Below are 26181 nucleotides of genomic sequence, written 5' to 3'. Positions count from 1 at the left end.
AAAGGCAATCCCATGGTCTTCCGCAGAGGACGCGTCGGCCGTCCAGGTCTTCTCGGCACCGTCGCGCGCACCGCAGTCATCTCGGGCACAGCTACCGCTACGTCCAACGCCATCAACCGGCGCGGTCAGCAGCGCGCAGCCGAGAAGCAGGCGTACGCCGAACAACAGGCACCGCCTCCACCGCAGGACTACCCCGCCCCGGCTCCTCCCGCGCCGGCCCCTCCTGCACCGCCCGCCCCCTCCGACGATCTGGTCTCGAAGCTGAAGCAACTCGGCGAACTGCACACCGCCGGTGTCTTGTCCGACGAGGAATTCGCAGCCGCGAAAAAGCAACTCCTCGGATGAGATTCACCCGATACAGGCGATCCGGGCCGCGTCGCAGCGCTGATTGACTTACCGCCATGGGCGCCGCAATCGGAGATATCCTCCCCTTGGCCGTGGGTGTCGCGATATCACCGATACCCATTGTTGCCGTGATCCTGATGTTGTTGTCGCGCAACGCGCGAACGACAAGCGCAGGGTTCGGTCTCGGCTGGCTGGTCGGGATCCTCGCGGTCACCGGAATCGTCATTCTCCTGGCCGGTTCGATCACTCCGGACGACGGAGACGGAGCCTCCACCGGCTGGGTCAAGGTGGTCCTCGGTCTCCTCCTGATATTCCTCGCATTCAAGCAATGGCAATCGCGGTCCGACACCGCACCTCCCAAGTGGATGCAGGCCATCGACGAGTTCACGTTCGTCAAGGCCACCGGTCTCGGGCTCGTCCTGTCTGCGGTCAACCCCAAGAACCTACTGCTGTGTGTGTCAGCGGGTGTGGCCATCGGCACCGCCGGATTGTCCTCCGGTAACGCGATAGTGGTGTGGCTGGTCTTCACTGTGCTGGCCGTCTGCTCGGTACTGGTGCCCGTCATCGGTTATGCGGTGGCGACGGAACGGTTGGCGAGCCCACTCGACGCGACCAAGACATGGCTGCAGGCGAACAACCATGTGGTGATGGCGATCGTACTGCTGATCATGGGCGCAGTCGTCCTCGGGAAAGGCCTCGGTGGACTGCAGTGAATCAACAGACCACGACCTACTGGCCGATCTTCCGATCGCTTCAGGGCTACTGCACATCATGGATCCGCCCCGACGTCATCGCCGGCCTGACAGTCTGGGCGGTCCTCGTGCCGGAGGCACTGGCCTACGCGACGATCGCGGGGGTTCCACCGGTGGTAGGCCTCTACGCGGCGATCCCCTCTCTGATTCTGTATGCGGCAGCGGGAAGTTCGAGACACCTCGTCGTCGGCCCGATGTCTGCCACCGCAGCGCTGTCGGCGGCAATCATCGCTCCGATCGCCGGCGCCGACGAAGGCAAGTTCATCGCGCTGTCGGCGGGATTGGCGATCGCCACCGGGATCGTCGGACTGATCGCCGGGTTCGCCCGCCTCGGATTCGTCGCGTCGTTCATCTCCGAGCCGGTCCTCAAAGGCTTCATCGTCGGACTCGCGTTGACGATCATCATCGGCCAGGTGCCGAAACTCTTCGGAATCGAGAAGACCGAAGGGAACTTCTTCGTCCAGGTGTGGGGCGTCATCCGAGGTCTCGGCGGCACCGAGTGGCGCACTCTGGCTGTGGGGGCCATGTGCCTCGTGGTGGTCCTGGGTTTCAAACGATGGCTGCCCCTCATCCCCGGGGCGCTGGTCGCGGTGGCCGTCGGCATCCTTGCGGTAGCGATCCTCGATCTCGACGACAAGGGAGTAGCCATCGTCGGGCAGATCGATTCCGGCCTGCCGACACTGGGGATACCCGATGGTCTCGGATTCCAGGACTTCATCGACCTCCTCGGGCCCGCCGTCGGAGTCCTGCTGATCGGCTTCGCCGAAGGACTCGGCGCGGCAAAGACATACGCGGTCAAGCATGGCTACACCGTCGATCCCAACCGCGAACTACTGGGTATCGGCGCCGCCAACCTCGGATCGGGGTTCAGCTCGGGCATGGTCGTCAACGGCAGTCTTTCCAAAACCGCGGTCAATGGCGGCGCGGGCGCCCGGACTCAGGTCAGCGGCCTCGTGGTCGCAGCCCTGGTGGTCCTGACGCTGCTGTTCCTCACCGGACTGTTCGAACAGTTGCCGGACGCGGCCCTCGCAGCCATCGTGATCGCAGCGGTCGTCGAACTGGTCGATTTCACTGCACTGCGCCGCCTCTACCGAGTGTGGACCGACCGGCTGGGCAGCATCTACGGTGTCGCTGCGCGAGAGGATTTCGCGGCGGCGATCGCGGCAATGCTCGGAGTGCTGCTGTTCGATACGCTTCCCGGACTCGTCATCGGCATCGGGGTGTCGATGTTGCTGTTGCTGTACCGGTCGTCCCGACCACACATCGCGTCACTGGTTCGCGAGGGTGACCGGTGGGTGGATGTCACCACGCTCCCGTCGAGCGACCATGCCGCGGGAAGATCCGACGTTCTCGTGGTCCGGGTCGAGTCCGGTCTCTACTTCGCGAACTCCGACTACGTGCATCAGCAGATCGAGACGCGCTGCACCGACGAGACCAGGGTCGTCGTGCTGGATGCAGAAACATCGCCGTTCATCGATGTCAGTGCCGCCCAGATGTTGTTCGAACTACGCGACACGCTCGCCGACAATGGAATCACGCTGCGTATCGCCCGCGACGTCGACCAGTTCGGTGACGTGCTGGGCCACTCGAATTCGGCGGTCACACCCATCGCTGTCTATCCGACCGTCCGTGCCGCCATTGCCGTCGCAGACCCGATTGCCGGAACAGGCTGACCGCTCCCGCGGGATCTCACCCTCACCGTATGAAGACCCGATAGCGGCCTCCGCCATAGCGTCGAGTTCGACAGCATCACCACGTCACCGAATCGAGGAACCCATGGCCGGAACCCTGACCGTTTGGAAGTTCGATACCGAAACCGGCGCCGATATTGCCGTCGAGACCTTGAAAGACCTGCAGCGTCAGGAACTCATCACCGTGCATGACGCGGCCGTGGTCAGTTGGGCCGAAGGCGCGAAGAAACCGAAGACACGACAGTTGAACAACCTCGCCGGAATCGGAGCCCTGGGCGGCGCATTCTGGGGACTGCTCTTCGGCATCCTGTTCTTCATCCCCCTCATCGGTGCTGCAGTCGGCGCGGGTATCGGTGCTCTGACAGGCTCATTGACGGACGTCGGGATCGACGACGACTTCATCAAGAACCTCAAGGACAAGATCACTCCCGGCACGTCGGCGCTGTTCGTCCTGACCTCCGACGCAACCCTCGACCGTGTGCATGACGAGTTCAAGGGCCAGAAGGCCGAGTTGATCTCGACGAATCTGTCGCATGAGCAGGAAGCCACCCTGCGCAGCGTGTTCGCCGAATAACACAGCATCGACCAGGAGGAATCCGGATGGGCTCGCGATACACGCCGGTCAGCACAGAATCGGCCCTACCGCCCTGGACGATTCCTCGTGGATTGATAGTCCTCCTTGCCCTGGCAGCCACCGTCGTCGCGGTTGCCGGGGCAAGAGCGCTGTCGGGTTTGCTCGCTCCGCTGTTCCTGGCGTTGATGCTCACCATTGCGGTGCAGCCGATTCAGACGTGGGCCGCGCGGCGGGGGATTCCCGTCTGGGCAGGGATGCTGGCCGCGTTGGCAGCCGTGTACGCCATCCTGCTCGGTTTGATCGGCGCACTTCTCCTGTCCGCAGCCCAACTTGCCACAGAGTTGCCGCAGTACACCGACAGCATGAACAACTTGCTCGACGGGGTACATGCGCGGTTGAGCGATGCCGGAGTCGACGACGATCGCATCGCCAGCGCGCTGAGCAGTCTCGATCTCGGGAAACTCGTCGGATTGCTCGACGACCTGCTGGCAGGACTCCTCGGAGTCGTCTCGAACGTCGTCTTCGTCATGGCTCTGCTGCTGTTCATGGCCATCGATGGCACTACCATCGGGCGCCGCATGCGCGTCGTCGACCGGATGCGTCCCGACATCTCCTACGCGCTCTCTGCTTTCGTCGGCGGCACACGCAAGTACCTGATCGTCTCCACTGTCTTCGGTCTCATCGTGGCGGTCTTCGACGGTGCTGCGCTGTGGCTGCTGGGTGTGCCACTTCCCATCCTCTGGGCGCTGCTGTCGTTCATCACCAACTACATCCCGAACATCGGCTTCATCATCGGACTCGTTCCTCCCGCGCTTCTCGCATTGCTCGAAGGCGGACCGGAACTCATGTTGTGGGTGATCGTGGTCTACAGCGTCATCAACTTCGTGATCCAGTCGATCATCCAACCGAAGTTCGTGGGAGACGCCGTCGGGTTGAGCGTGACAGTGACATTCCTGTCGCTGGTGTTCTGGTCGTGGGTGCTGGGGGCACTCGGAGCACTTCTGGCGGTGCCGTTGACGCTGCTCGTGAAGGCCCTGCTCATCGATATCGATCAGTCCACGCGATGGGTCGATGCTCTGATCAGCGATTCATCCGACGCCCCCGAACCGGACCCCGACACATCCGACCTGGACAGATCCGAAAAGCCCGGGAACCTCGACGATGCTGCAGAACCACCAGCAGAACACGTCGAGGACCCGGGCTGACCGGCATCGCCGTCACCTCATCAAGATGTCTTGGGCGCGAGCGCCTCTGCCATCCTCTCCGCCTGAGCGTTGCTTTCGAGCAGCTGCCGGACGAGCCACAGGCTCAGTACGCGGGTGACCGCCGCCGCGAGATACACCGCCATGCCGATCAAAGTGATCGTCACGAAACCGATGCTCAACAGCTGGTACGAGAGCAGGTCGCGGGAATCCGACAACGTCAGCGACGCGATGTACACGATGAAGGTGGCCACCGCACCGATGATCATCAGCGCCAAGCCGATGTACTTGCTCTTCGCCCCACCTGATCCGGCGCCGGCCGAATCAAGACCCAGCGACGAAACATCCTTCTTGAACTGTTCACGCCGTTCGTCGACGAGAGTCATGGTCATCCTCCTAGATAACTGGTAGACAGTGCTTCTTCGATCTCCGCCGGATCACCGGTGTGAACCACTCGACCCTGCAGCATCAGTGCGGCACTGGTCGCGATGGGAAGCACTGCCCGCGCAAACTGCTCCGCGACGAGAATCGAAACACCTTCGGCTGCGAGCTCGCCGACGATGTCGTAGATCTGCGAGACGATTCGAGGGGCAAGACCCATCGACAGTTCGTCGAGTAGCAGCACGGTCGGATTGGTTCCCAACGCGCGCGACAAAGCGAGCATCTGCTGCTCGCCACCCGACATCGAGCCCGCAAGCTGGTTTCGCCGCTCACCCAGAATCGGGAATCGGGTGTACGCGACCTCTTCGAGATCGGGGAGCGACACACCGGTTCCGGTAGCGATCCACAGGTTCTCCCGCACCGTCAGGTTCGGAAAGACCCCTCTCCCTTCGGGGATCGAACAGACTCCCAGGCGTGCCAATTCTGCCGCGGACGCGCCGTTGACAACGCTTCCGGCCAGCCGGAACTCTCCCGAAGTCACCGGATGAATTCCGGAGCACACCCTCAGCGTTGTCGTCTTACCGCCGCCGTTGGGCCCGAGCAGCGCGACGACAGCTCCCGGTTCCACGACGATGTCGACGCCGCGGAGAACCTCGATCGATCCGTACGCCGCTCGCACATCGACGAGTTCGAGCAACGGTTCGGTGCTCATACCGCCTCCTCCTCGGTTCCGATGTACGCGTTGATCACTGCCTGATCGTTCTTGATCTCGTCCGGGTCGCCGCTGGCCAGAATCGCGCCGTAGTCGAGCACGTGGATCGTCGAGCACAGCTTCATCACCAGAGGGATGTCGTGTTCGACGAGGCAGATCGAAAGCCCTTGTTCTGCAAGGCCGGTGAGCAGTTCGGCGAACTGCTCTGTTTCCTGCTCCGTCTGGCCGGATGCGGGCTCGTCGAGCAACAGAACCCGTGGTGACGTCATCAGTGCTCGCGCCACCTCCACCACACGAGCACGTCCGGTGGGGATGTCTGAGACGTCTTGGCCTGCAATATCGGCAAGCCCAGTGAGCTCGAGAAGCCGGTCGGTCTCGGATTCCACATCGATACGCGCCCGGGTGTTGGCGTTGTGGATGTCGCCTGCCACGCGCAGGTTGTCCCGCACCGACAGCGACACGAACAGTTCGAGTCGCTGGAAGGTGCGGGCAAGGCCCTGCCTGGCTCGCTTGTACGGCGGCGCGGAGGTGACGTCGCGGCCGTCGAGGAACACCTTGCCTGCCGTCGGCTTCTGTAGTCCCGTGATGGTGTTGAACAACGTGGTCTTGCCGGCACCGTTCGGGCCGATCAGTCCGGTGATCGTCCCATTCGAAATCTGGATGCTCACATCTTTGACTGCTTTGTGACCACCGAATTGAACAGTGACACCTCGTGTTTCGAGGATCGGTGTGTCAGCCATTGGTGACCAGCTCCTTATCGCTCCGTGCGGGAGGCGTCGACAGGTACTCCGCTATGCCGAGTTCGCGGTCGATCTCGTCGCGCACCTGCTCGCTGTAGGGCTCGTCCACACCCACACGCTCCGGCACCAGCGGCTCACGGCGCTTCGCTTCCTCTGCTCCGAGCACGGCCTCGGGCATCAGCCATTGTCCGACGACGGGGAGCATGAACACCGTCGCGATGGTGATCGACGCAAACCACCAGTTGTCCAACACACCGACGAGCGCAAGGAGATACGACACCAGGACCACGACCGCGCCACCGGCCAGTACCGGCTTCGCGTTCGCGAGGGTGCGGTAACCCTCGATCACCTGGTGCACACTACCGCTGGGGTTGAGCGCAACGCCGATACCGATCAGCGCCGGGCTCACCGCCGCGATATTGCCGAAGAGCGTCCACATGTCGGCGTGCCCGGGCTGCGACGTCGCGAGGTTCGCGAACGTGGTCATGATGACCGCAAAGCCGATACCCGACATCAGGCCGCCGAACAAGGCACCCGAGACGTAGCCGATGCCCGCCACGACGGTGAGCATCAACAATGACAGGCTCACCATGATCGAGAAGCTTTCGTTCGACACCGACCCCATCGCGCTCGCCATGAAGAGTCCGCCGAGACCGGCGATACCGGACGACAACGCGAAGACGCCGAGTTTGAGCCGGACGAGGCTCTGCCCGAGCATCGCGGACGCCGCAGGGCTGTCCTTCATCGCGGCCAAACGCCGGCCGTAGCCACTGTTGCGCAGGGCGATCACGCCCACGCCGAGTACTGCAAACAGGACCGTCATGGTCATGAGGAACACGGTCTCGTTGCGCAGATCGAGTGGTCCGACCTTCAATGGCGGGATCGCGATGTTGCCGTCGGTGAAGATCGAGAACTGGACACCGAAGAGTTCACGCTGGGTGGTGTCGCGCAGCACCATGTTCGACAGGAACACGCCGAACGCCATCGTCGCCAATGCCAGATACAGGCCGCGGAGTCGCAGCGCAGGCAACGCGATCAAACCACCGATCACCGCGGCCGCGGCGACGCCGAGCGCCACGCCCCACAAATTGAGGTGGGCAGCAAGTCCGGCACCCGATATACCGAAGTGGAACGCAACGATCGTGGAGATCGCACCGAACGACACCGGCGCGAGGTTCATCTCGCCTGCGTATCCGGTGAGAAGCGTCAACGACAGCGCGATGATCGCGAATGTCATGCCGATCGTCATCGTCGTCACCGCCGAAGTCACCATGAGCAGGCGGATCGCGTAGACGATGATCACCAGCGCCACTGCCCACGCCACCGCCTTGCGTACCGACGGCACGTGGTAGCGCTCGCGGGTTCGGGTGACCGCACCGCGCAGACGATCCTGAGGCAGCACGATCAGCACTACGAACAGCGCGATCATCGGCAGTGATACACGGAAATTCGACGTCCAGTTCCAGGAGGTCGGGAAGTACGCGAGTACGTAGGTGGCCGCCAGACCCAGAAAGATCGCTCCGGCGAACGTCCGAGGAATACTGCGCAGGCGGCCGAACATCGCTGCGGCGAAAGCGTCGATGACGAGCAACGTCAGCATGTTGGCTTCGAGCGTGCCGCCATTGATGGGGGTGATCAGGATACCGGCGAGCACCGCGAGCGTCGATCCCATCACCCACGACAGCGCAGCGAGACGATCCGGGTCGTGTCCGTTGAGCCGCAGCAGATCCGGATCGTCGACGACGCCGCGCATCGCCACGCCCGTACGGGTGCGGGTGAACATGATGCGCAGGCCCACTGCAATGAGAATTGCGACGCCGATGCAGATCAGTTCGTGGTAGCGGATGCCGACGCCGAGGATCTCGATTCCGCTCTGGTCACCGAAGAACATCGCCATGGTGCGCGGTTCTTCCGGATGCCAGAACCAGTGCGAGATCGAGACCATGCCGAGAAGGATCGAGACGGTGACGACGATCTTCGTCACCTCGGCCGTGTCACGCATTCCACGCATGATGACCGTGTAGAGGAACAGGCCCATGAGCGGGCCGAGGAGGCCGAGCACGATGAGTAGCGCCACGGGAGTGGGCAGGCCCCAGCCGACTTTGAACTGCCAATAGGCGAAGGCCCCGAGCATCGCCTGCGCGCCGTGTGCGAAGTTGAAGATGCCCGATGTGTTGTAGGTGAGAACAAGGCCCGATGCTGCGATCGCATATACCGATCCGAGCACCAATCCCAGAACTGTGAAGGTCAAGAAGGTGTCCATACGAAAACCTCTGCTCGTCGGTGCCGGCGGCGCGTACGCCGCCGGCACCGGTCGTCATCGGATCAGGAAACCGGCCTGATGACGTTGGGATTCAGGTACTTCGTCGAGATACGGTCGGGGCCGAGCTCGGTTCCCCAAGTGCTCGCGTCGGTCGCAACCAGGTAACGGTCGTCGCACTTGAACGTGCCCGCCTCCGCAGGGAATGCCTGCGAGAACTCCGCACCGGTCATCGTGGTGACCAGGCCACACTTCGCCGGCATGTTGGCACCCGGATCGGTCACCGCGTGCAGTCCGCCGCCGTCCCACTCGTGGATCTTCGACAGTTCGTCGACCATGCACTGGCGGGTCAGATCCGAGCCGCATTCGTCCGCGGCGGTCGCCCACAGCAGGAACGAGGAGGTCGCCTGCATGCCGAGCAGCGCGGTCTTACCGCCCTTCTCACTGATGATGTCGACATAGTCCTGCACAGCAGGAACAGTGTCGGCGGACTCGATCATCTGGAAGGTCATACCGGCGTTGAGGTTGTCGAGCAGACCACCGTTCGCGCCGTTCCACTCGCGAGCAGCGTCGCCGTACCACGTGGCCTCACCCATGAGAATGGGATCGATTCCGACCTGGTCGAGAGCCTTGACGAAGTTGAACTCGGCGGGCACCGGCGACCTCGACGTCCACAAGCCCTTGACGCCGCATTCTTTGAACTTCTCGGCGAATGGGACGTAGCTGGACTCACCCTCGTAGTTGAGGGTTACGCCGCAGTCCTTCAGACGGAAGCCCGCCGCCTCCGCGATCGAGCGGATCTTGGTGGTCGAGGTGATGATCGTCGGCATCGTGGAGTTGACGACGTCGAAGTCGTTCAGCATGTCGGGGTGCATTTCGGCCATCTGGAACCACTGCGACCCGTTGGCGAAGTCCACAGGGAACGGCACACCTTGGAAGGTCATCGGCCCGTTCGCCGCATCCGGGGAGACAGTGAACGCCGGGACCGCCGCAAGGTTGCAGGCGACACGGGTCTGCTCGGACGTCTGATCCATTGCGAAACCGTGCCCGACCAGCATGAACTCGGCGCCGCAGGCGTTCTGCATGACGGCGTTCGCCTGAGTCATCGCGCCGTCGTAGTAGGTGCCCACGATTTGCCGGCCGTTGATGCCGCCCTGCTCGTTGCACCAGTCGATCATCGCGGAAACAGCGTCGCCCATCTCCTTGTTCAGGCCCGGGCTCTTGGTGTAGCCGCTGTCGTCGCCGTAGCCGATACGGATTTCCTTGTCGGTGACACCCTGATCGGTCGCGCCGGCGGCATCTCCTGCACCACAGGGAGACTCCAGAGTTCCGAACTTCACGTCGGACGGCGCGGCGGCCGCTTCCGCGGCAGCGACCGGGGCCAGGCCGGCAGCAGCCGGATCCGTCCCTCGATCCGACGCACAGGCCGAGGTCACCGCCATGGTGGCAGCCAAACCGGCCACCAGTTTGGCCGCAGTACTTCGTTTCACGATGTGGAGCTCCTTCGTCCGGGGCGCGCGCCGAAAATGGCGAGGATCGGGACCTCGCGGCGGCATGTCGGTGCGGCGAAAGTAACCACCGTCACGCAACGGACATCCCGGACTCCCGGTGAGTGAGACTCCCAAGTGATCGTCACCACAGCCCACTCCCGGTCAGTGGTAGCGATCACGCCATACTGGACACCGAGCATGAGATCGTCGCCCCGCAAAGTTGTTCAACCCCCACGGCGACACCGACGAAAGGCGATCGAAGTGACAGCACCAGCGGACGTCCAACAGATGCTGCAGAAGGTCGTATCCCAGCTGACAGGACCCGGCGGACGGTTCGAGATTGCCGTGGAAGAAGTTCGTGGTAATCGCATCCCGGTGATGGTCAATCGCGACCGGCGTGTCAGCGATGTGATCGCGAAGTCGAAGGAGTGGGGAGACCGCGACTACATCGTTACGGCAGATCGACGCATGACCTTCGCGCAGCACGCCGACGCGGTCGCTGCGCTGGCCACAACCCTGCGCGACGACTACGGCGTGGGCAAGGGCGATCGGGTCGCACTCCTCGGAGCCAATTCTCCCGAGTGGATCGTCGCGTTCTGGGCGGCACAGGCCCTCGGCGCGATCTCTGTCGGGCTCAACTCGTGGTGGGTGCCCGCCGAGATCGCCTACGGTGTCGACCTCGTGAAGCCGAAGGTGATCGTCGCCGACGCCAAGCGCGCCGAGTTGCTCGCCAAGGCGGAAGTGTCCGGGTTCGAGTTGCTCACGATGGAAGAGGATGTGCCTCGGATCGTCGCCGCGGCATCCGGCGCCGAACTCCCGGCAGCCGACGTCGCCGAAGACGATCCCGCCGTCATCCTGTTCACCAGCGGCACGAGCGGCCGGCCCAAGGGCGCAGTGCACTCCCAGCGAAATCTGCTAGCCGTCATCGACTACCACCGTTTCAACGATGCAATGATGTCGGCCATGTACGGGCGTCCGTACGACGATTCCACGCCGAGCGACCTCCGCTACCTTCTGACGTCGCCCCTGTTCCACATCGCGAGCCTCCACAACCTCGCTGTTCCCCGGCTCGCCACAGGTAGCGCTCTCGTCATGACCGAGGGCGCCTTCGACGTCGACAAGGTCTTCGCCTTGATCGAACGCGAAAGGGTCACCAACTGGGGCGCCGTCCCGACCATGGCGTCACGCATGCTCGACCATGAGAACACCGACAAGTACGACCTGTCGTCACTGAGTGCATTCGCGCTGGCATCGGCGCCGTCGTCGCCTGCCTTCAAGAAGCGGTTGCAGGAGAAGTTCCCCTTCGCTCAGCAAGCACTGGTGGACAGCTACGGCCTGACCGAGTGCAGCACCGCAATTGCGGTGGCAACCGCACCCGAGATCGAAGCGTTCCCCGGCACGCTCGGCAGTCCGATCCTCACCGTGAGCATGGAGATTCGCGACCCGTTCGGCGAGAAGGTCGACGAGGGTGTCGAGGGTGAGATCTGTGTCCGTAGCCCGTTCGTGATGCTCGGCTACTGGAACAACGACGCCGCGACCGACGGTGCGATCACTTCCGATGGCTGGCTGCGGACCGGCGACTTCGGAACGCTGGAGAACGGCAGACTCCGGTTGACCGGCCGACGCTCGGATCTGATCCTGCGTGGCGGCGAGAACGTGTACCCGACCGAGATCGAGCAGGCCCTCGACGAGCATCCGGATGTCCAGGAATGCGCAGTCATCGGTGTCGACGACGACGACCTCGGGCAGGAGGTCGGTGCGGTAGTTGTACTTCACGCAGGCAGCAGTGCCACCGAAGACGATCTTCGGGACTTCCTGAAGGAACGTCTGGCCTACTTCAAGATCCCGAAGACCTGGAAGATCACGCAGGATCTGCTGCCGCGCAACGCGACCGGCAAGATCATCCGGCGCGACCTCACCGTCTGACACCGATCGGGTCGCCCAACCGAACGTCTTCACAAGAGAAAAAGGCAGATACAGAACTCCGGAAGGTCTGTATCTGCCTTTTTCCGTTGCATCGGGCGGGCGCTGCTATCCCAGGCCGAACAGCGCGGCGGCGTTGTCATGGCACACCTGACGTACCCACGCGGAATCCGGCGCGAACCGCTCGACCGCCTCGAGTTGATGGAGGTAGCCGTACGGGATGTTGGGGAAGTCGGTGCCGAGAAGGATCCTCGACCGGAGGGTATCGAGCCTGGGCAGTGCCGCCTCGGGGAACGGCATGTCCGCTTCCACGAAGTCCGTGAACGCCATCGTGGTGTCGAGGTACACGCGTGGGTATTCGTCCGCGAGGTCGAGGAAGGCCTCGTACTCCGGCATCCCCATGTGGGCAATGATCACCGCGAGGTTCGGGTACCGGCGCATCAGTTCGGCCATCGGATCGGGTCCGGTGTGTGTTCCGGGAGCCGGCCCCGACCCGCAGTGCACGACGATCGGTAGCCCTTCGTCCTCGAGCAGTCCCCACACGTCCGCCAACTGCGGATCGAGTGGTGTGTAGTCGCCGACCTGGATGTGGGATTTGAACACGACCGCACCGGACGAGATCGCCTCGGCGACATAGGACGCCGCGCCCGGTTCGGGATAGAACGTCGCGGTGTGCAGGCAGTCCGGGGTTCGGGAGGCGAAATCGGCCGACCACGAATTGAGCCACGCCGCCATCTCCGGCCGATGCGGGTAGAGCATCGACGTGAAGTACTTGACACCGAACGCACGCAGTCGCTCGACGCGCTCCTCCTCGGTGTGCCGGTAGGTGATGGGCCAGGTCCGTCCGACGAGCGGTCCTGCCGTGTCGAAGTACTCCCAGACTTTGTCCATCACGTTCTTCGGCATGAAATGCGTGTGGACATCGATGAGCTCATCGATGCCGTGCCGTCGACGGAACTCCGCAACCTGATCGATCTCGTTCACACTGCGACCGTACACATGGTGTATCGGAACCATCTTCGATGGAGGGGCCTGAACAGGCCGGGACCGGGTGCGGAAGCGATCCGCACCCGGTCCTGTCGTTCTGCGGAGCGCAGAGTCAGGCCTTTGCCGCTGCGGCTGCACTCTGAATCGCGAGCTTGTCGAGCCCTGCCGCATACAGCCGTCTACCGAAGAACAGCGCCACGATTGCGAGCACGTACACCAGCGGGGTCAACTGCAGTGCGCCGATGAGGCCGAGTCGGTCGGCGAGGATGCCGACGATGAACGGTCCGGTGGCCAGCCCCAGGATGTTGTTGGCGACGGTCAAGGTCCCCAGGCCGGACGCTCGCACCGACTGGTGCGTCAGACTGGCAACCATCGCTGCAGTCGGGCCGGAGGAACCGGCAGAGAAGAAGGCACCGAGCGCGATGAGCGTCAATTGAGCCGCACCGGGTTCCAATTGGAATGCGATTCCGAGGGACGTCAACGAGATGACGCAGTACGCGATGGCACTGGACCACTTCCCGGAGGGGTTGTTGCGACCGACCCGGTCGGTGATGATGCCGCACACCACCATGCCGGTGCCGATCAGCATCACGAAGGCCGCGGCGATCAGGCCCGCCTTGTCCGGGGCCATGCCGTACTCGCGGTTGAAGAAACTGGGGGTCCACGACAGCAGCACTGCAGCAGTGAACATCTGCAGACCGCCACCGAGATACGCGCACCAGACCGCCGGGTTGGTGAACAGGGACGAGACGGGGACTCGGATCGGGGGCGCGTCCGGGCGTGCAGGTGACGCGACATCCTGGTCGACTGCGTGTGCGGCCAACCGGCGTTCGGTGACCACGATGCGGAACAGCGCCACGAGAATGAGTCCGAGCACTGCCATCGCCGCGAACGACCATCGCCAGCTCAGGTGCACAGCGATGACACCGCCGAGCGAGACGCCGACGACCGAACCGAACGAGCCGCCGGCCATGAATGCACCGCTGAGGGTCGAATGGATTCGGGGTGCAAAGACACTGAGCACCAATGCGATTCCGACGCTACCGTACGCTGCTTCGCCGACGCCCACCAGGAAGCGAGCGGCGAGCATCTGCTCGTAGTTGGCTGCTACCGCGCAGAACAGCGTCGCGATGCTCCAGATCACCGCCATCACGGCGAGGCTGCGAACCCTGCCCCAGCGGTCTGCGAGCAGGGACAGCGGGAAGGTCAGCAAACCCACCATCAGCGCGACGATGCTGGTCAGCGACGCGAGTTGAGAGTCCGACAGGTCCCAATCGGCCTTCAGGAACGGGAAGACCGCGCTGAGCACCTGGCGCGACATGTAATCGGACAGCAGCAACGCGAACGTCAGCGCAAAGACCACCCAGGGATAGACGGGGCGGCGGCGGGGCTGAGCAGAGTCGATGCGATCGGAGCCTAGTACATCGGCCGAAGAGTCGGGGCCGAGTTCGACGGAGGTGCCGATCGAGGTGGGAGTGTTTCCCATGAGAGCTCCTCGAGTGGGGGAAGGGGTGGTCAGGACGCTGCCTGGCGCGCCTGATGTGCGTCGAGTTCCTCCTCGAGGATCGGAACGCCGAGATTGCAGGCATGGATTCCGAGGACGCTGACCATCTGCAGAACGGTGAGAATCTCGTCGCGAGAGACTCCGAGATCGAGCGCAGCACGGATGTGCCGCCGTACGCCGGGGGCGTACATGTGGGTAGCGGCAGCGTCGATCGCGATGCTGAGGAGTTCGACGAACTCAGGCGTGAAGATCCCTCGCTCGATCGGGGTGGCATTCATCGCCATGAACTGCTCGGTCCACTCCGGATCCCAGTCGGACAGTGTGTCCCACAAGGGATTCCATTTTCCATCCCGGCGCATGGCGTCGAGGGTAGGGGTGGGGATCGAATCGGATTTCGTGGTCACGCGGCACTCGTTTCACGCAGGGGTCGAAGTGTGGTGTGTCATGCACGCCATCCCACGGCGAACGTGGTGCACATCACGTTATCCCTCACCGAACGCGATTAATTATCCTGCCGGGACGTAGTTCTTCACATTTCGGGACAGTCACTCTTCGGAGCGGTTGCGCCATTCACGGGGACTCATGCCGAACTGCTGACCGAACCACCGGGAGAAGCTACTCGGCGCCGAGAACGACAACATTTCGGAGATCTCCGTGAAAGTGTGCCGCCGGCTCGCCACCAACCGCCGGGCGAGTTCGGCGCGAGTGGCGTCGACGACCCCGGTGAAGGTCTGCCCCGATTTGGCCAGGTGCCGGTGGACCGTGCGCCGATCCACGCCGAGACTCTGCGCAACCTGCTCGACGGAGCAGCGCCCGGTCGGCAGTAGCAGTTCGACGAGCTCGCGCACCCGCTGCTCGAGGGTCGGCGCCTCCGGAGCTGCGAGTTCGTCGAGGGCCTGTCGTACGTAGCCGCGGAGCAACGGGTCGGACAGGCGATTGGGCTGGTCCAGGTCGTTCGCGTACATGACGATTCCGGAGTAGTCACCACCGAAGGTCAGGGGCGCATCGAAGATGCGGCGGTGGGTGCTGTCGTCGTCGGGTCGCTGATGCTCGAAGGACACCGACACGGGTCGCCAACGATCTCCGAGCAGGTGTTGCAACAGCAGATGGATCACGGCAAGGGCGAGCTCCACGGACTGGCGCACGGGCATCGGCTCGCCGGTCTCGACGCGGAGAACGACGGTCGCCAGCCCATCGCGTTCGATGACCTCGATGAACAGCGCTTCGTTGTAGGTGTGCTGATAGCGGATCAGCATCCGCAGCGCACTCCGGGCATCCGGCTCCTCCCGGATACCCATGCTCAGGGGGCCAAGTGTCGACAACCGTCGCCGTTCGGCCAGCCTGAGCCCGAAATCCTGACGTCCCGTCGCTGCGGCCGACAGCTCGAGCAGTCGCGCGATCGACGCGGCCGGCACCCAGCGATCCTGGAGCTCGAGACCCGCCGGATCGAGATTGACGCTGCGCAGCAGCTGGACCGGCTCGACCGACAACGAACGCCCCAGGTCGATGTAGCCGGTCAGCGACGCGTAGCGCGCCAGAGGTTTCGCCGATCCCATCGTCGACCCCTCCCTTCTTTGCCACAGCGCAGATTCGGCTACCTGTCCCGAATCGGCAATAAATATGTCCCCTGAGGGTAAGTATGACCCACGACACCTGATTACTGTCGTGTTATCAGCGTCACACGAACCCTCCGAGGTGGCGGAACACCGACGACGCGGTGACATCAGGCGCAGCGACATCAGAGGAGAAGAACAGATGGCACAGGCGATCCGATTCTACGAAACCGGCGGCCCCGAGGTCCTGAAGTGGGAGTCAGTGGAGGTCGGCGAACCTGGACCCGGCCAGGTCCGGATCCGGCACGAAGCCGTGGGCCTCAATTTCGCCGACACCTACTTTCGCACCGGTATGTACCCCGCCCCGCTACCCGCAGGAATGGGCGTCGAAGCAGCCGGTGTCATCGAGGCGATCGGCCCGGGTGTCACAGACTTCAAGGAAGGCGACCGTGTCACCTACACGGGCAGCCCGCTCGGTGCGTACAGCACCGAACGCGTGATGCCGGCCGAGCATCTGATCGCCCTTCCCGACGAGATCCCCTTCGAGACCGCAGCCGCAATGACCATGCGCGGCCTGACGACGTCGTACCTGCTGCGCCGCATCCACCCGCTGAATTCCGGGGACACCGTTCTGCTGCATGCAGCGGCCGGCGGCGTCGGTCTGATCTTCTGCCAGTGGGCAAAGCACTTGGGCATCAACGTCATCGGTACCGTGTCCAGTGACGCGAAGGCCGAGGTGGCGCGAGCCCACGGGTGCAGTGAGGTCATCGTCTACAAGCGAGAGAACGTCGCCGAGCGAGTGCGCGAGCTCACCGACGGCAAGGGTGTGCCAGTGGTTTTCGACAGCATCGGCGAGTCGACCTTCCAGTCCTCGATCGACTCCCTCGCCCGCCGCGGCTTGCTGGTGGCCTTCGGTACTGCTTCCGGCCCGATCCCTCCGATCAACGCCATGGAACTCGCCGTCAAGGGCTCGCTGTTCGTCACTCGCCCCGCGCTCGCCGACTACATCGCCGACCCTGCCGAGCGCGCCGAACTGGCGAACGAGCTGTTCGGACACGTCGCCGCAGGACGCATCGAGGTCGAGATCAACCAACGGTACAAGCTCGAAGAAGCCGAGCTCGCTCACCGTGAACTGGAATCCGGCATCAGCGTCGGCTCCTCTGTGTTCTCGGTCTGACCCACACCACCCATCGTCATGGACAGGAGGACAACCGCCATGACCACCACAGTCGACCGTGCGGAACCCTGCACCGACACCGCCTCCCGGATTCCGATGAACGCACAACCGTTGACCGCGAGCATCGGCGCAGAACTTCACGACGTGGACCTGGCCGAGGTGTCTCGCGACGACGCGCTCTTCGCCGAACTGAAGGCACTGCTACTCGAACACAAGGTGCTGTTCTTCCGCGACCAGAACATGAGCCGGGCCGAGCACGTGACGCTCGCGGAACGCTTCGGCCGGCTCGAGGATCATCCGGTGCTCGGCAGCGATCCGGAGCATCCCGGTCTGGTCCGCATCTACAAGGACCTCGACAGCCCGCCCGAGGCATTCGAGAATTCCTACCATTGCGATGCCACCTGGCGGGAGAACCCGCCGATGGGATCCGTCCTGCGATGCGTCGAAGGTCCCGCTATCGGCGGCGACACGATCTGGGTGAACATGGCGCTCGCCTACGCGCGGCTGCCCGAGCGTGTCCGGGAACAGATCGCCGGCCTGCGTGCGCGACACAGCATCGAAGCGTCGTTCGGTGCGCGACTCCCGATCGAGAAGCGCCTCGAGCTGAAAGAGCGGTACCCCGACGCCGAGCACCCCGTCGTCCGTACCCATCCGGAAACGGGCGAGAAGGTCCTCTTCGTCAACAGCTTCACCACGCACTTCACCAACTTCCACAACGCAGACAATGTCCGATGCGGTATCGACTACGCACCCGGGGCCGGCGATCTGCTCCGATACCTGCAGAGCCAGGCGACGATCCCCGAATATCAGGTGCGGTGGCGATGGACACCGAACAGCGTCGCGATCTGGGACAACCGGTGCACGCAGCACTACGCAGTCCAGGATTACTGGCCTGCCGTCCGCAAGATGGAACGCGCCGGAATCATCGGCGACCGCCCCTTCTGATCACACCGATCCTTTTTCTACCCAGGACTTTCCACTTCGATCCACAGGAGACTGCCATGCATTTCCACGACGATGCCCTCTTCCCCGAATGCCAGGAAAAGCTGGTCATCACCTGCGCGCCGTACGGACCCGAATGGGAGCCGAACGACTTTCGCGAAGACCTGCCGCTGACAATGGAAGAGCACATCCAGAAGGCGGTGGACTGCTACGAGGCCGGCGCAACCGTGCTGCACATCCACGTGCGGGAACTCGACGGCAAGGGCTCCAAGCGCCTGTCGAAGTTCAACGAACTCCTCGCCGGCCTGCGCGAGGCCGTGCCGGACATGATTCTGCAGGTCGGCGGGTCCATCTCTTTCGCTCCGGAAGGTGAAGGCGCCGACGCGAAATGGCTCTCGGACGACACCCGGCACATGCTCGCCGAGCTCGACCCCAAGCCTGATCAGGTCACGATCGCGATCAACACCAGCCAGATGAACATCATGGAGCTCATGACCGCGGACGACATCGCGGGCACCTCGATGGAACGTCCGGAACTTGCTGCGGCATACCGCGAAATGACCGTTCCCGCCGGTCCCGAGTGGGTAGAGGAGCACCTGCGACGTTTGCAGGCGGCCGGCATCCAGCCCCATTTCCAGCTCTCGTCCATCCCGCAACTCGAGACCGTCGAGCGTCTCATCCGCCGCGGGGTGTACACCGGACCGCTCAACCTGACCTGGGTGGGCATCGGGGGTGGCTTCGACGGCCCCAACCCGTACAACATCATGAACTTCGTGCAGCGTGTCCCGGACGGGGCCTGCCTGACCCTCGAAACGCTCATGCGCTCGGTCCTTCCGGTCAACACCATGGCGACTGCGATGGGTCTGCACAACCGTTGCGGCAACGAAGACACCATTTGGGGCCGCAAGGGCGAGAAGATGACCTCTGTCCAGCAGATCCAGCAACTGGTCCGCATCGCCGGCGAACTCGGCCGCGAAGTCGCCACCGGTAAGGAAGCCCGCGACATCTACAAGATCGGCGAGACCTACCGCGACGCCGACGAAACCCTCGCCAAGCTCGGGTACGCACCGAACCGACGGCCCGGGCAGGTCGGTTTCACGCAGCACGCCTGACCCATCACCGCGACCCGGGCCCGCCGTTCACGCCGGGCCCGGGTCGCGTCCGATATGGACGGAAAGTACGGACGACATAATGAACAACTATTCCGAACCGACCGTGGTCATCGTCCCCGGTCTGCGCGACCACGTCGCCGACCACTGGCAGACCCGGCTTGCCGATCGCCTCGACCGGGTGCGCACGGTACCCCCGCTCGAGCACGACAAGCTGAGTCTGGCGGCCCGGATCGCCGCGCTCGACGCGGTGGTGAGTGAGATCGACGGACCTGTGGTTCTTGTGGCGCACAGCGCCGGTGTCCTGATCGCTGTGCACTGGGCGCAGCAATCGACCAGACCGATACTCGGTGCACTACTCGCGACGCCCGCCGATCTGGAGTCCCCGCTACCCGAGAACTATCCCACGATGGATGATCTGGAAGCCGGTGGCTGGCTTCCGATCCCCCGACGCCGTCTCCCCTTCCCCAGTATCGTCGCGGCGAGCAGCAACGACCCGCTCGCAGAGCAGCGTAGGGTCGCGGGCCTGGCCGAGGTGTGGGGTAGCCGGTTCGTCGATCTCGGGGAGGTCGGACATCTCAACCCCGCGTCGGGATTCGGCGACTGGCCGAGGGCCGACGAGTTCCTGCAGGAACTGCTCGACCGATCCGAGGCAGCCACGTCATGACCCCTCCCTCCCGAGTTTGATCCTGAAAGCGACTCCACAATGCTCAATTTGTCTGCCCTTCTGGAAGATTCCGCCCGGCGATACGCGTCCCGTGACGCACTGGTACTCGGCGACACTCGCGTCAGCTACGCCGAACTCGACTCCCGCTCGAACCAGGTCGCCAACCTCCTGATCGAGCGAGGCATCGAACCCGGCGACACCGTCGCCATGTCGTTCCCCAACGTGCCGGAATTCCCGATCGTCTACTACGGCATCCTCAAGGCCGGCGCGGTCGTGGTGCCGCTGAACATCATGCTCAAGGGTCGCGAGATCGCCTACCACCTCGAAGATTCCGGAGCAAAAGCGTACTTCTGCTTCGAGGGCGGTCCGGACCTGCCGATCGGCGAGTTCGGCCGAGCGGGATTCGAGTCGGCAACACAGTGCCGCAACATGTTCGTCGCGGGCAACGAGTCGGGAACCGGAACTGGCACCGGCGATATTTCGGATCTCGAAGCTGCACTCGCGGAAACCTCGGACGCATTCTCTACGGTGGTGCGCGAACCACAGGATATCGCAGTCATCCTCTACACGAGCGGTACCACCGGAAAGCCCAAGGGCGCGCAGCTCTCCCACTCCAACATGGTGATGAATGCCGTCACCGCGAACCGATTGTTCGACAGCAACCCGATCCGCCACGACACCTACCTGGTGACGCTCCCCCTGTTCCACTCCTTCGGTCAGACCGTGACGATGAACGCGGGACTGTCGGTAGGCGGCACTCTGGTGTTGCTACCGCGATTCGAGGCACGCGCAGCGCTGAGACTGATGACGGACGAGGGCATCACCGTTTTCGCCGGCGTGCCGACGATGTATTGGGGCCTGCTCAATGCACTGGACGAGAGTGTGGACGTCGACCGGATCGCCGCGACGATGCGGCGTGCGATCTCGGGTGGAGCGGCGCTACCCGTCGAAATCCTCACCCGGTTCTCCGAGCGGTTCGGGGTTCAGATCCTCGAGGGTTACGGATTGTCCGAGACCTCGCCGCTGGCCCTGTTCAGCGACCCGGAGCGCGAACCCCGCCCCGGGTCGATCGGCGTCCCGGTGTGGGGAATCGAAGCGCGCCTCGTCGACGCTGAGTGGAACACCGTGACCGACCTCGACGCTGTCGGCGAGATCGCAGTGCGTGGACACAACGTCATGTCCGGCTATCTCGGCCGCCCCGAAGCGACCGCCGAGGTGATGCGCGACGGATGGCTGCGCACAGGCGACCTCGCCCGACGGGACTCCGACGGCTTCTATTACAACGTCGACCGCGCAAAGGACCTGATCGTGCGCGGCGGTTTCAACGTGTACCCACGGGAGATCGAGGAAGTACTGATCACGCACGCCGCGGTTTCGCTCGCAGCGGTGATCGGCGTGCCTCATCGAACCCACGGCGAGGAGGTCAAGGCGTTCGTCATCCTCGAACCGGGCAAGCAGGTCGAGGAGGCCGAACTCATCGCGTGGTGCCGGGATCAGATGGCGGTGTACAAGTACCCGCGATCGATCGAGTTCACCACAGTCCTGCCGATGACCGCGACGGGCAAGATCCTCAAGCGCGAACTCGCCACAAGATAGGGCGCCAATAACACCAGGTCACGAGGGAATCCGAGGCAGAGCTAGCAAAGCTTCCGGGTTAGGTTATGCTACCCATTTTATAAGGTGTTCCAAAGGCCTTACCCATCCTTTGTAAGCAAGCAGCAAGGAAGTTTGATGAACGCATCCCGCCTGTACCGAGGTGCCGTCCTCGGCACATTGGCTGCCCTGGCCCTGACTGCATGTTCGAGCGATCCCGCCACCGAGACCACCGACGACACCGCAACCACCATCACGGTGGAGGACAACTTCGGTACCCAGACGGTCACCGTGCCCCCGCAGTCCGTGGTCGCCACCGACAACAGCACGTTCGAGACGCTCGACACGTGGGGCATCCCTCTCGCCGCAGGCGCAGTCACCCTGATGCCGGACACGATCTCCTACACAGAGGACGAGAGCATCATCGATCTCGGCTCGCACCGGGAACCCAACCTCGAAGCCGTCGTCGCCGTCGAACCCGACCTGATCATCAACGGCGGCCGCTACGCGCAGTACCGCGAGAAGTTCCAGGAACTCGCACCGGACGCGACCATCGTCGAGGTCGCTCCTCGCGACGATGAAGCGTTCGACACCGAACTCAAGCGCGGCGTCACGGTCCTCGGAGAGATCTTCTCGAAGCAGGACGAGGCGCAGGCACTGAGCGATGCGTTCGACGAGTCGATCGCGCGGGTCAAGGCCGCCTACTCTCCCGAGCAGAGCGTCATGGGCCTGATCGTCTCCGGCGGCGAGATCGGCTATGTCACCCCGAGCACCGGCCGCACCATCGGTCCCATGTTCGACATCTTCGGTCTCACCCCTGCGCTCGAAGTTCCCGAAGGAACCGACGACCACCAGGGTGACGACATCTCCGTGGAGGCCATCGCCGCCTCCAACCCGGGCCTGATCATCGTCATGGATCGCGACGCCGCAGTCGCCTCGGATGAAGCCGGCTACCAGCCCGCCGCGACGGTGCTCGAGAACTCCCCCGCACTGCAGAACGTGCCTGCGGTCCAGGACGGCAACATCATCTACCTGCCCGCCGACACCTACACCAACGAGAGCATCCAGACGTACACGGAGTTCTTCAACTCGCTTGCGGACCTGCTCGAGAAGAACGCGGCGCCGAGCACAGAGAACAACTGAGTCACAGCGTCGAACGCCGTGTGCCCGGCCCGATGGCCGGGCACACGGCCGACGTGATTACAGAGCAGAGAACGACATGACCACGCAAGCTCCACTCTCCCGGACGCGGGACACGCTCTTCGACTGGAAGCTCCTCCTGGGCTTCCTCGGGGTTTGCGTCCTGCTGATCGCGTCGCTGTTCACCGGTGTGTTCGACATCTTCGGCGGCGATTTCGGCTGGGAGATGTTCAGCATCACCCGGATCCCCCGCACGATAGCCCTGGTACTGGCCGGTGCGGCGATGGCGATGTCCGGCCTCGTCATGCAGCTGCTCACCCAGAATCGCTTCGTCGAACCGACCACCACCGGTACTACCGAGTGGGCAAGCCTGGGCCTGTTGATCATGCTCATCGTCTTCCCCACCGCGGGCCTCATGCCCCGAATGATCGGCGCCATCGTCGCCGCCTTCATCGGAACGATGGTCTTCTTCCTGTTCCTCCGACGAGTGCAACTGTCGTCGTCGCTGATCGTCCCCATCGTCGGCATCATGCTCGGTGCTGTCGTCGGGTCCATCACCACCTACATCGCCCTCGCCACCGACAAACTTCAGAGCCTGGGCATCTGGTTCGCCGGAAGCTTCACGTCGATCATCAAGGGCCAGTACGAAGTGCTCTGGATCGTCGCCATCGTCGCAGTGCTCGTGTTCGTCGTAGCCGATCGGTTCACCGTCGCCGGTCTCGGTGAGGACGTGGCCACGAACGTCGGACTGAACTACAACCGCATCATCCTGCTGGGAACAGGACTCATCGCCATCGCCACCGGAGTCGTGACGGTCGTGGTGGGCGCCCTTCCGTTCCTCGGGCTCATCGTCCCCAACATCGTCTCGATGTTCCGCGGCGACGACCTGCGCAGCAACCTCCCCTGGGTGTGCCTGCTCGGCATCGCCATCGTCACCGTGTGCGACCTGATCGGGCGCACGATCATCATGCCGTTCGAGATCCCGGTGTCGTTGATCCTCGGCGTCGTCGGCTCCGTCGTCTTCATCACTCTGCTTCTCCGGAGCCGCCGCAATGCCTGAGACAACCATCGAATCGAGCGCTCCTGTCAGCGCCGCTGTCCCCTCGGTCGAGTCCGGGCACACGGGTTCCGGAGCTTTCGCGACCGCGCGGCAGCAACGTCGCTACTGGATTCTCGTAGGCACCCTCGCAATTCTCTCGGTTCTGATCGCCGTGGGCATCGTGACCTGGAACAACCCTGTCCCGTTCGGGACCGCTGGATACTGGCGGATCACGCAGATGCGTGCGGGCAGCCTCCTCGTGATCGTGCTCGTCGTCGTGTGTCAGGCAGTCGCGACGGTGTCGTTCCAATCTGCCACCAACAACCGCATCATCACGCCGTCGATCATGGGGTTCGAAGCCCTCTACGTCGCGATCCAGACCGCCGCCGTCTTCTTCCTCGGCGCGGTAGGGGTGACGCTGTTCCAGGGGGTCGCGCAGTTCGCCCTGATGGTGGTGCTCATGGTGGGCTTCTCCCTGATGCTCTACGGCTGGCTGCTGTCCGGTAAGTACGCAAATCTGCAGGTCATGCTGCTCGTCGGCATCGTCCTCGGTGGCGGTCTCGGCTCCGTGGCGACGTTCATGCAACGCATGCTCACCCCCAGCGAGTTCGACATTCTCACCGCCAAACTGTTCGGGTCGGTGTCCAACGCGGATTCGTCCTATCTCCCGCTGGCGGTCCCACTGTGCGTCGTGTCGGCAGCGATCCTGTGGTGGCGTTCGCGCAGACTCGACATCATTGCGCTGGGCAAGGACGTGACCACGAACCTCGGCCTGAACCATCGCCGCGAGATCATCCTCATCCTGTTTCTCGTGTCGGTGCTCATGGCAACCACGACCGCGCTGGTCGGTCCCCTGACATTCCTCGGGTTCCTCGTCGCGACCCTGGCCTATCAGTTCGCGACCACCCACGAGCATCGCTACGTGTTCCCGGTGGCGATCCTGACCGGGTTCGTCATCCTCGGCGGTGCCTATTTCGTGCTCAAGAACATCTTCTACGCCGAGGGCGCCGTGTCCATCATCATCGAGGCCGTCGGCGGTTCGGCCTTCCTCTACGTGATTCTCCGGAAGGGCAGATTGTGATCGAGATCAAGGGACTCCGCAAGGAGTACAGCAGCACGGTCACGATCGGCGAGATCGATCTGACAATCCCCAAAGGTGGCATCACCGCGCTGGTCGGACCCAACGGTGCAGGCAAGTCGACGATGCTGACGATCGTGGGCCGGTTGCTCGGTGCCGACGCCGGAACCATCGAGATCGCCGGCTACGACGTTTCGAGCACCAAGTCGAAAGATCTCGCGAAGATCGTCTCGGTGCTCCGCCAGGAGAACCATTTCGTCACCCGGTTGACGGTTCGTCAGCTCGTCGGCTTCGGTCGCTTCCCGCACTCGAAGGGCCGCCTCACCCGCAAGGACGAGGAGGCCATCACCCAGGCCATCGAGTTCTTCGGACTCACCCACCTCGAACACCGCTACCTGGATCAGCTCTCCGGCGGGCAGCGCCAGCGCGCCTACGTGGCCATGGTGCTGTGCCAGGACACCGACTACATCCTGCTCGACGAACCCCTGAACAACCTGGACATGAAGCACTCGGTCCAGATGATGCAGCACCTCCACAAAGTCGCGGTCGAACTCGGGCGCACCGTGGTCATCGTGCTGCACGACATCAACTTCGCGGGCCACTACGCCGACCGGATCTGCGCGATGAAGGACGGCAAGGTCGTCGAGTTCGGGACCCCGGACGAGATTCTGGTGGACGAAGTCCTCACCGGTGTGTTCGATACCCCCGTCACCTGTGTCGACGGGCCGAACGGCCGCCTCGCCGTGTACTACTGACCCGAGCGGTTCACCGATTCAGAACAGCGTCATCTCGACGTCTGCAGCGGGGGCCGTCTTCTTGGGCTTGACCACGGCCGGCGCGACCTTCGCCACCTCGATCGGGCCCGGCCGCGCCGCGGCCTCTCGCGCCGCTTCACCGGCAAGCTTGTCGGCGACCTCGTTGAAGTGGTTGCCGACGTGCCCGCGCACCCAACGGAAGCGCACCGGGCCCTTACGCTCGGAGATCTCGCGGTCGATGTCGCGAACCAGGTCGAGGTTCTTCACCGGGGCGCCCGCTGCTGTCTTCCAGCCCTTGCGCTTCCAGCCGGGCAGCCACTCGGACGCGCACTTGATCGCGTATTGGGAATCGGATTCGATGAGCAGCGGGTCTGGCCCTGGATGAGCACGGAGCGCCTCGAGCAGCGCCCGCAACTCCGCGATCTGATTGGTACCGGAGCGATCACCACCCGACGCGCTGGGGCCTTCGTGATTGACCCACGCCCACCCGATAGCGCCACCGGGATTGCGCAAGCAGGATCCGTCGGTGCTCACGATGATCATGCGCGAACCATAGCCTTTCCCTCC

25 protein-coding genes are annotated in these 26181 nt (G+C 63.6%); 15 read left to right on the top strand and 10 right to left on the bottom strand.

Features of this window, described 5'->3' with window-relative positions; genetic code table 11:
• Positions 1-12: 12 nt before the first annotated feature.
• From MWU77_RS14445 to MWU77_RS14425, 5 genes are all read left to right on the top strand, one after another.
• Complete coding sequence (locus MWU77_RS14445) at positions 13-345, top strand: SHOCT domain-containing protein (protein ID WP_247274046.1); 333 nt, start codon at positions 13-15, stop codon at positions 343-345.
• 56 nt (positions 346-401) lie between these two features.
• Positions 402-1058, top strand: coding sequence for a GAP family protein (locus tag MWU77_RS14440; RefSeq protein ID WP_247274045.1), 657 nt, complete (start codon positions 402-404; stop codon positions 1056-1058).
• On the top strand, positions 1055-2770 hold the full coding sequence (locus MWU77_RS14435) for a SulP family inorganic anion transporter (RefSeq protein WP_247274044.1): 1716 nt from the start codon (positions 1055-1057) through the stop codon (positions 2768-2770). Before MWU77_RS14440 ends, MWU77_RS14435 begins: the two co-directional genes overlap by 4 nt.
• A gap of 103 nt (positions 2771-2873) precedes the next feature.
• Positions 2874-3362, top strand: a complete 489-nt coding sequence (locus MWU77_RS14430) for a DUF1269 domain-containing protein (RefSeq protein WP_247274043.1) — start codon at positions 2874-2876, stop codon at positions 3360-3362.
• Between the two features lie 26 nt (positions 3363-3388).
• Positions 3389-4567 (top strand): AI-2E family transporter, encoded by a 1179-nt coding sequence (locus MWU77_RS14425; RefSeq protein WP_247274042.1) that lies wholly within the window; start codon positions 3389-3391, stop codon positions 4565-4567.
• A 20-nt stretch (positions 4568-4587) separates the two neighbouring features.
• On the opposite strand, the gene MWU77_RS14420 is transcribed toward MWU77_RS14425, so the two are convergent.
• From MWU77_RS14420 to MWU77_RS14400, 5 genes are all read right to left on the bottom strand, one after another.
• Complete coding sequence (locus MWU77_RS14420; protein ID WP_374229866.1) at positions 4588-4950, bottom strand: hypothetical protein; 363 nt, start codon at positions 4948-4950, stop codon at positions 4588-4590.
• Positions 4951-4952: 2 nt separating this feature from the next.
• Complete coding sequence (locus MWU77_RS14415) at positions 4953-5657, bottom strand: ABC transporter ATP-binding protein (protein WP_247274041.1); 705 nt, start codon at positions 5655-5657, stop codon at positions 4953-4955.
• Positions 5654-6397: an ABC transporter ATP-binding protein gene (locus MWU77_RS14410; RefSeq protein ID WP_169690822.1), complete on the bottom strand. Its 744-nt coding sequence runs from the start codon at positions 6395-6397 to the stop codon at positions 5654-5656. Before MWU77_RS14410 ends, MWU77_RS14415 begins: the two co-directional genes overlap by 4 nt.
• Positions 6390-8660 carry an ABC transporter permease gene (locus tag MWU77_RS14405; RefSeq protein ID WP_247274040.1) on the bottom strand — a complete coding sequence of 757 codons (2271 nt, stop codon included), beginning with the start codon at positions 8658-8660 and terminating at the stop codon, positions 6390-6392. The genes MWU77_RS14410 and MWU77_RS14405 overlap by 8 nt, the downstream gene beginning before the upstream one ends.
• Positions 8661-8722: 62 nt before the next feature.
• On the bottom strand, positions 8723-10099 hold the full coding sequence (locus MWU77_RS14400; protein WP_281499399.1) for an ABC transporter substrate-binding protein: 1377 nt from the start codon (positions 10097-10099) through the stop codon (positions 8723-8725).
• Positions 10100-10408: 309 nt separating this feature from the next.
• Here MWU77_RS14400 and MWU77_RS14395 point away from each other — a divergent pair, with 309 nt between their 5' ends.
• Positions 10409-12073: a class I adenylate-forming enzyme family protein gene (locus tag MWU77_RS14395; protein WP_169690819.1), complete on the top strand. Its 1665-nt coding sequence runs from the start codon at positions 10409-10411 to the stop codon at positions 12071-12073.
• Positions 12074-12178: 105 nt separating this feature from the next.
• On the opposite strand, the gene MWU77_RS14390 is transcribed toward MWU77_RS14395, so the two are convergent.
• The 4 genes from MWU77_RS14390 to MWU77_RS14375 all read right to left on the bottom strand — a co-directional run bounded on the left by MWU77_RS14390 (position 12179) and on the right by MWU77_RS14375 (position 16117).
• On the bottom strand, positions 12179-13054 hold the full coding sequence (locus tag MWU77_RS14390) for an amidohydrolase family protein (RefSeq protein ID WP_169690818.1): 876 nt from the start codon (positions 13052-13054) through the stop codon (positions 12179-12181).
• Between the two features lie 115 nt (positions 13055-13169).
• Positions 13170-14543, bottom strand: a complete 1374-nt coding sequence (locus MWU77_RS14385) for an MFS transporter (RefSeq protein WP_247274038.1) — start codon at positions 14541-14543, stop codon at positions 13170-13172.
• Positions 14544-14572: 29 nt separating this feature from the next.
• Positions 14573-14920 (bottom strand): carboxymuconolactone decarboxylase family protein, encoded by a 348-nt coding sequence (locus MWU77_RS14380; protein WP_169690863.1) that lies wholly within the window; start codon positions 14918-14920, stop codon positions 14573-14575.
• A gap of 186 nt (positions 14921-15106) precedes the next feature.
• Positions 15107-16117 (bottom strand): AraC family transcriptional regulator ligand-binding domain-containing protein, encoded by a 1011-nt coding sequence (locus tag MWU77_RS14375; RefSeq protein ID WP_247274037.1) that lies wholly within the window; start codon positions 16115-16117, stop codon positions 15107-15109.
• Positions 16118-16316: 199 nt separating this feature from the next.
• Here MWU77_RS14375 and MWU77_RS14370 point away from each other — a divergent pair, with 199 nt between their 5' ends.
• The 9 genes from MWU77_RS14370 (at position 16317) to MWU77_RS14330 (ending at position 25614) form a co-directional block, all read left to right on the top strand.
• The gene (locus MWU77_RS14370) at positions 16317-17291 is read left to right on the top strand and encodes a quinone oxidoreductase (RefSeq protein ID WP_169690815.1); all 975 of its coding nucleotides are present in this window, start codon (positions 16317-16319) and stop codon (positions 17289-17291) included.
• Positions 17292-17387: 96 nt separating this feature from the next.
• Positions 17388-18236 (top strand): TauD/TfdA family dioxygenase, encoded by an 849-nt coding sequence (locus MWU77_RS14365; protein WP_169690862.1) that lies wholly within the window; start codon positions 17388-17390, stop codon positions 18234-18236.
• 56 nt (positions 18237-18292) lie between these two features.
• Positions 18293-19345, top strand: coding sequence for a 3-keto-5-aminohexanoate cleavage protein (locus MWU77_RS14360; RefSeq protein WP_169690814.1), 1053 nt, complete (start codon positions 18293-18295; stop codon positions 19343-19345).
• Positions 19346-19424: 79 nt separating this feature from the next.
• Complete coding sequence (locus MWU77_RS14355; RefSeq protein WP_247274036.1) at positions 19425-20009, top strand: alpha/beta hydrolase; 585 nt, start codon at positions 19425-19427, stop codon at positions 20007-20009.
• A 39-nt stretch (positions 20010-20048) separates the two neighbouring features.
• On the top strand, positions 20049-21605 hold the full coding sequence (locus MWU77_RS14350) for a long-chain fatty acid--CoA ligase (protein WP_247274035.1): 1557 nt from the start codon (positions 20049-20051) through the stop codon (positions 21603-21605).
• 135 nt (positions 21606-21740) lie between these two features.
• Positions 21741-22745 carry a siderophore ABC transporter substrate-binding protein gene (locus tag MWU77_RS14345; RefSeq protein WP_169690812.1) on the top strand — a complete coding sequence of 335 codons (1005 nt, stop codon included), beginning with the start codon at positions 21741-21743 and terminating at the stop codon, positions 22743-22745.
• Between the two features lie 76 nt (positions 22746-22821).
• Positions 22822-23802, top strand: coding sequence for an ABC transporter permease (locus tag MWU77_RS14340; protein ID WP_169690811.1), 981 nt, complete (start codon positions 22822-22824; stop codon positions 23800-23802).
• Entirely contained in the window at positions 23795-24862 is a 1068-nt protein-coding gene (locus MWU77_RS14335; protein ID WP_169690810.1) for an iron chelate uptake ABC transporter family permease subunit, read from the top strand. The genes MWU77_RS14340 and MWU77_RS14335 overlap by 8 nt, the downstream gene beginning before the upstream one ends.
• Positions 24859-25614, top strand: a complete 756-nt coding sequence (locus tag MWU77_RS14330; protein ID WP_169690809.1) for an ABC transporter ATP-binding protein — start codon at positions 24859-24861, stop codon at positions 25612-25614. Before MWU77_RS14335 ends, MWU77_RS14330 begins: the two co-directional genes overlap by 4 nt.
• 18 nt (positions 25615-25632) lie before the next feature.
• Here the strand turns inward: MWU77_RS14330 and MWU77_RS14325 are convergent, their stop codons facing one another.
• Entirely contained in the window at positions 25633-26157 is a 525-nt protein-coding gene (locus MWU77_RS14325) for a ribonuclease H (RefSeq protein WP_169690808.1), read from the bottom strand.
• Positions 26158-26181 lie beyond the last annotated feature (24 nt).

The sequence above is a fragment of the Rhodococcus sp. F64268 genome (assembly GCF_023015605.1).
Taxonomy (GTDB): Bacteria; Actinomycetota; Actinomycetes; order Mycobacteriales; family Mycobacteriaceae; genus Rhodococcus.
The sequence above is the reverse complement of the archived record's forward strand: the minus strand, read 5'-3'. Positions and strand labels throughout refer to the sequence as shown.

Bases quoted from the DNA above. Each gene is read 5' to 3' on its own strand.
- MWU77_RS14415 (WP_247274041.1), bottom strand. From the start codon at position 5,657: ATGAGCACCGAACCGTTGCTCGAACTCGTCGATGTGCGAGCGGCGTAC.
- MWU77_RS14365 (WP_169690862.1), top strand. From the start codon at position 17,388: ATGAACGCACAACCGTTGACCGCGAGCATCGGCGCAGAACTTCACGAC.
- MWU77_RS14345 (WP_169690812.1), top strand. From the start codon at position 21,741: ATGAACGCATCCCGCCTGTACCGAGGTGCCGTCCTCGGCACATTGGCT.
- MWU77_RS14405 (WP_247274040.1), bottom strand. From the start codon at position 8,660: ATGGACACCTTCTTGACCTTCACAGTTCTGGGATTGGTGCTCGGATCG.
- MWU77_RS14370 (WP_169690815.1), top strand. From the start codon at position 16,317: ATGGCACAGGCGATCCGATTCTACGAAACCGGCGGCCCCGAGGTCCTG.
- MWU77_RS14410 (WP_169690822.1), bottom strand. From the start codon at position 6,397: ATGGCTGACACACCGATCCTCGAAACACGAGGTGTCACTGTTCAATTC.
- MWU77_RS14440 (WP_247274045.1), top strand. From the start codon at position 402: ATGGGCGCCGCAATCGGAGATATCCTCCCCTTGGCCGTGGGTGTCGCG.
- MWU77_RS14325 (WP_169690808.1), bottom strand. From the start codon at position 26,157: ATGATCATCGTGAGCACCGACGGATCCTGCTTGCGCAATCCCGGTGGC.
- MWU77_RS14420 (WP_374229866.1), bottom strand. From the start codon at position 4,950: ATGACTCTCGTCGACGAACGGCGTGAACAGTTCAAGAAGGATGTTTCG.
- MWU77_RS14400 (WP_281499399.1), bottom strand. From the start codon at position 10,099: ATGGCGGTGACCTCGGCCTGTGCGTCGGATCGAGGGACGGATCCGGCT.
- MWU77_RS14355 (WP_247274036.1), top strand. From the start codon at position 19,425: ATGAACAACTATTCCGAACCGACCGTGGTCATCGTCCCCGGTCTGCGC.
- MWU77_RS14430 (WP_247274043.1), top strand. From the start codon at position 2,874: ATGGCCGGAACCCTGACCGTTTGGAAGTTCGATACCGAAACCGGCGCC.
- MWU77_RS14445 (WP_247274046.1), top strand. From the start codon at position 13: ATGGTCTTCCGCAGAGGACGCGTCGGCCGTCCAGGTCTTCTCGGCACC.
- MWU77_RS14340 (WP_169690811.1), top strand. From the start codon at position 22,822: ATGACCACGCAAGCTCCACTCTCCCGGACGCGGGACACGCTCTTCGAC.
- MWU77_RS14385 (WP_247274038.1), bottom strand. From the start codon at position 14,543: ATGGGAAACACTCCCACCTCGATCGGCACCTCCGTCGAACTCGGCCCC.
- MWU77_RS14350 (WP_247274035.1), top strand. From the start codon at position 20,049: ATGCTCAATTTGTCTGCCCTTCTGGAAGATTCCGCCCGGCGATACGCG.
- MWU77_RS14425 (WP_247274042.1), top strand. From the start codon at position 3,389: ATGGGCTCGCGATACACGCCGGTCAGCACAGAATCGGCCCTACCGCCC.
- MWU77_RS14375 (WP_247274037.1), bottom strand. From the start codon at position 16,117: ATGGGATCGGCGAAACCTCTGGCGCGCTACGCGTCGCTGACCGGCTAC.
- MWU77_RS14380 (WP_169690863.1), bottom strand. From the start codon at position 14,920: ATGCGCCGGGATGGAAAATGGAATCCCTTGTGGGACACACTGTCCGAC.
- MWU77_RS14335 (WP_169690810.1), top strand. From the start codon at position 23,795: ATGCCTGAGACAACCATCGAATCGAGCGCTCCTGTCAGCGCCGCTGTC.
- MWU77_RS14360 (WP_169690814.1), top strand. From the start codon at position 18,293: ATGCATTTCCACGACGATGCCCTCTTCCCCGAATGCCAGGAAAAGCTG.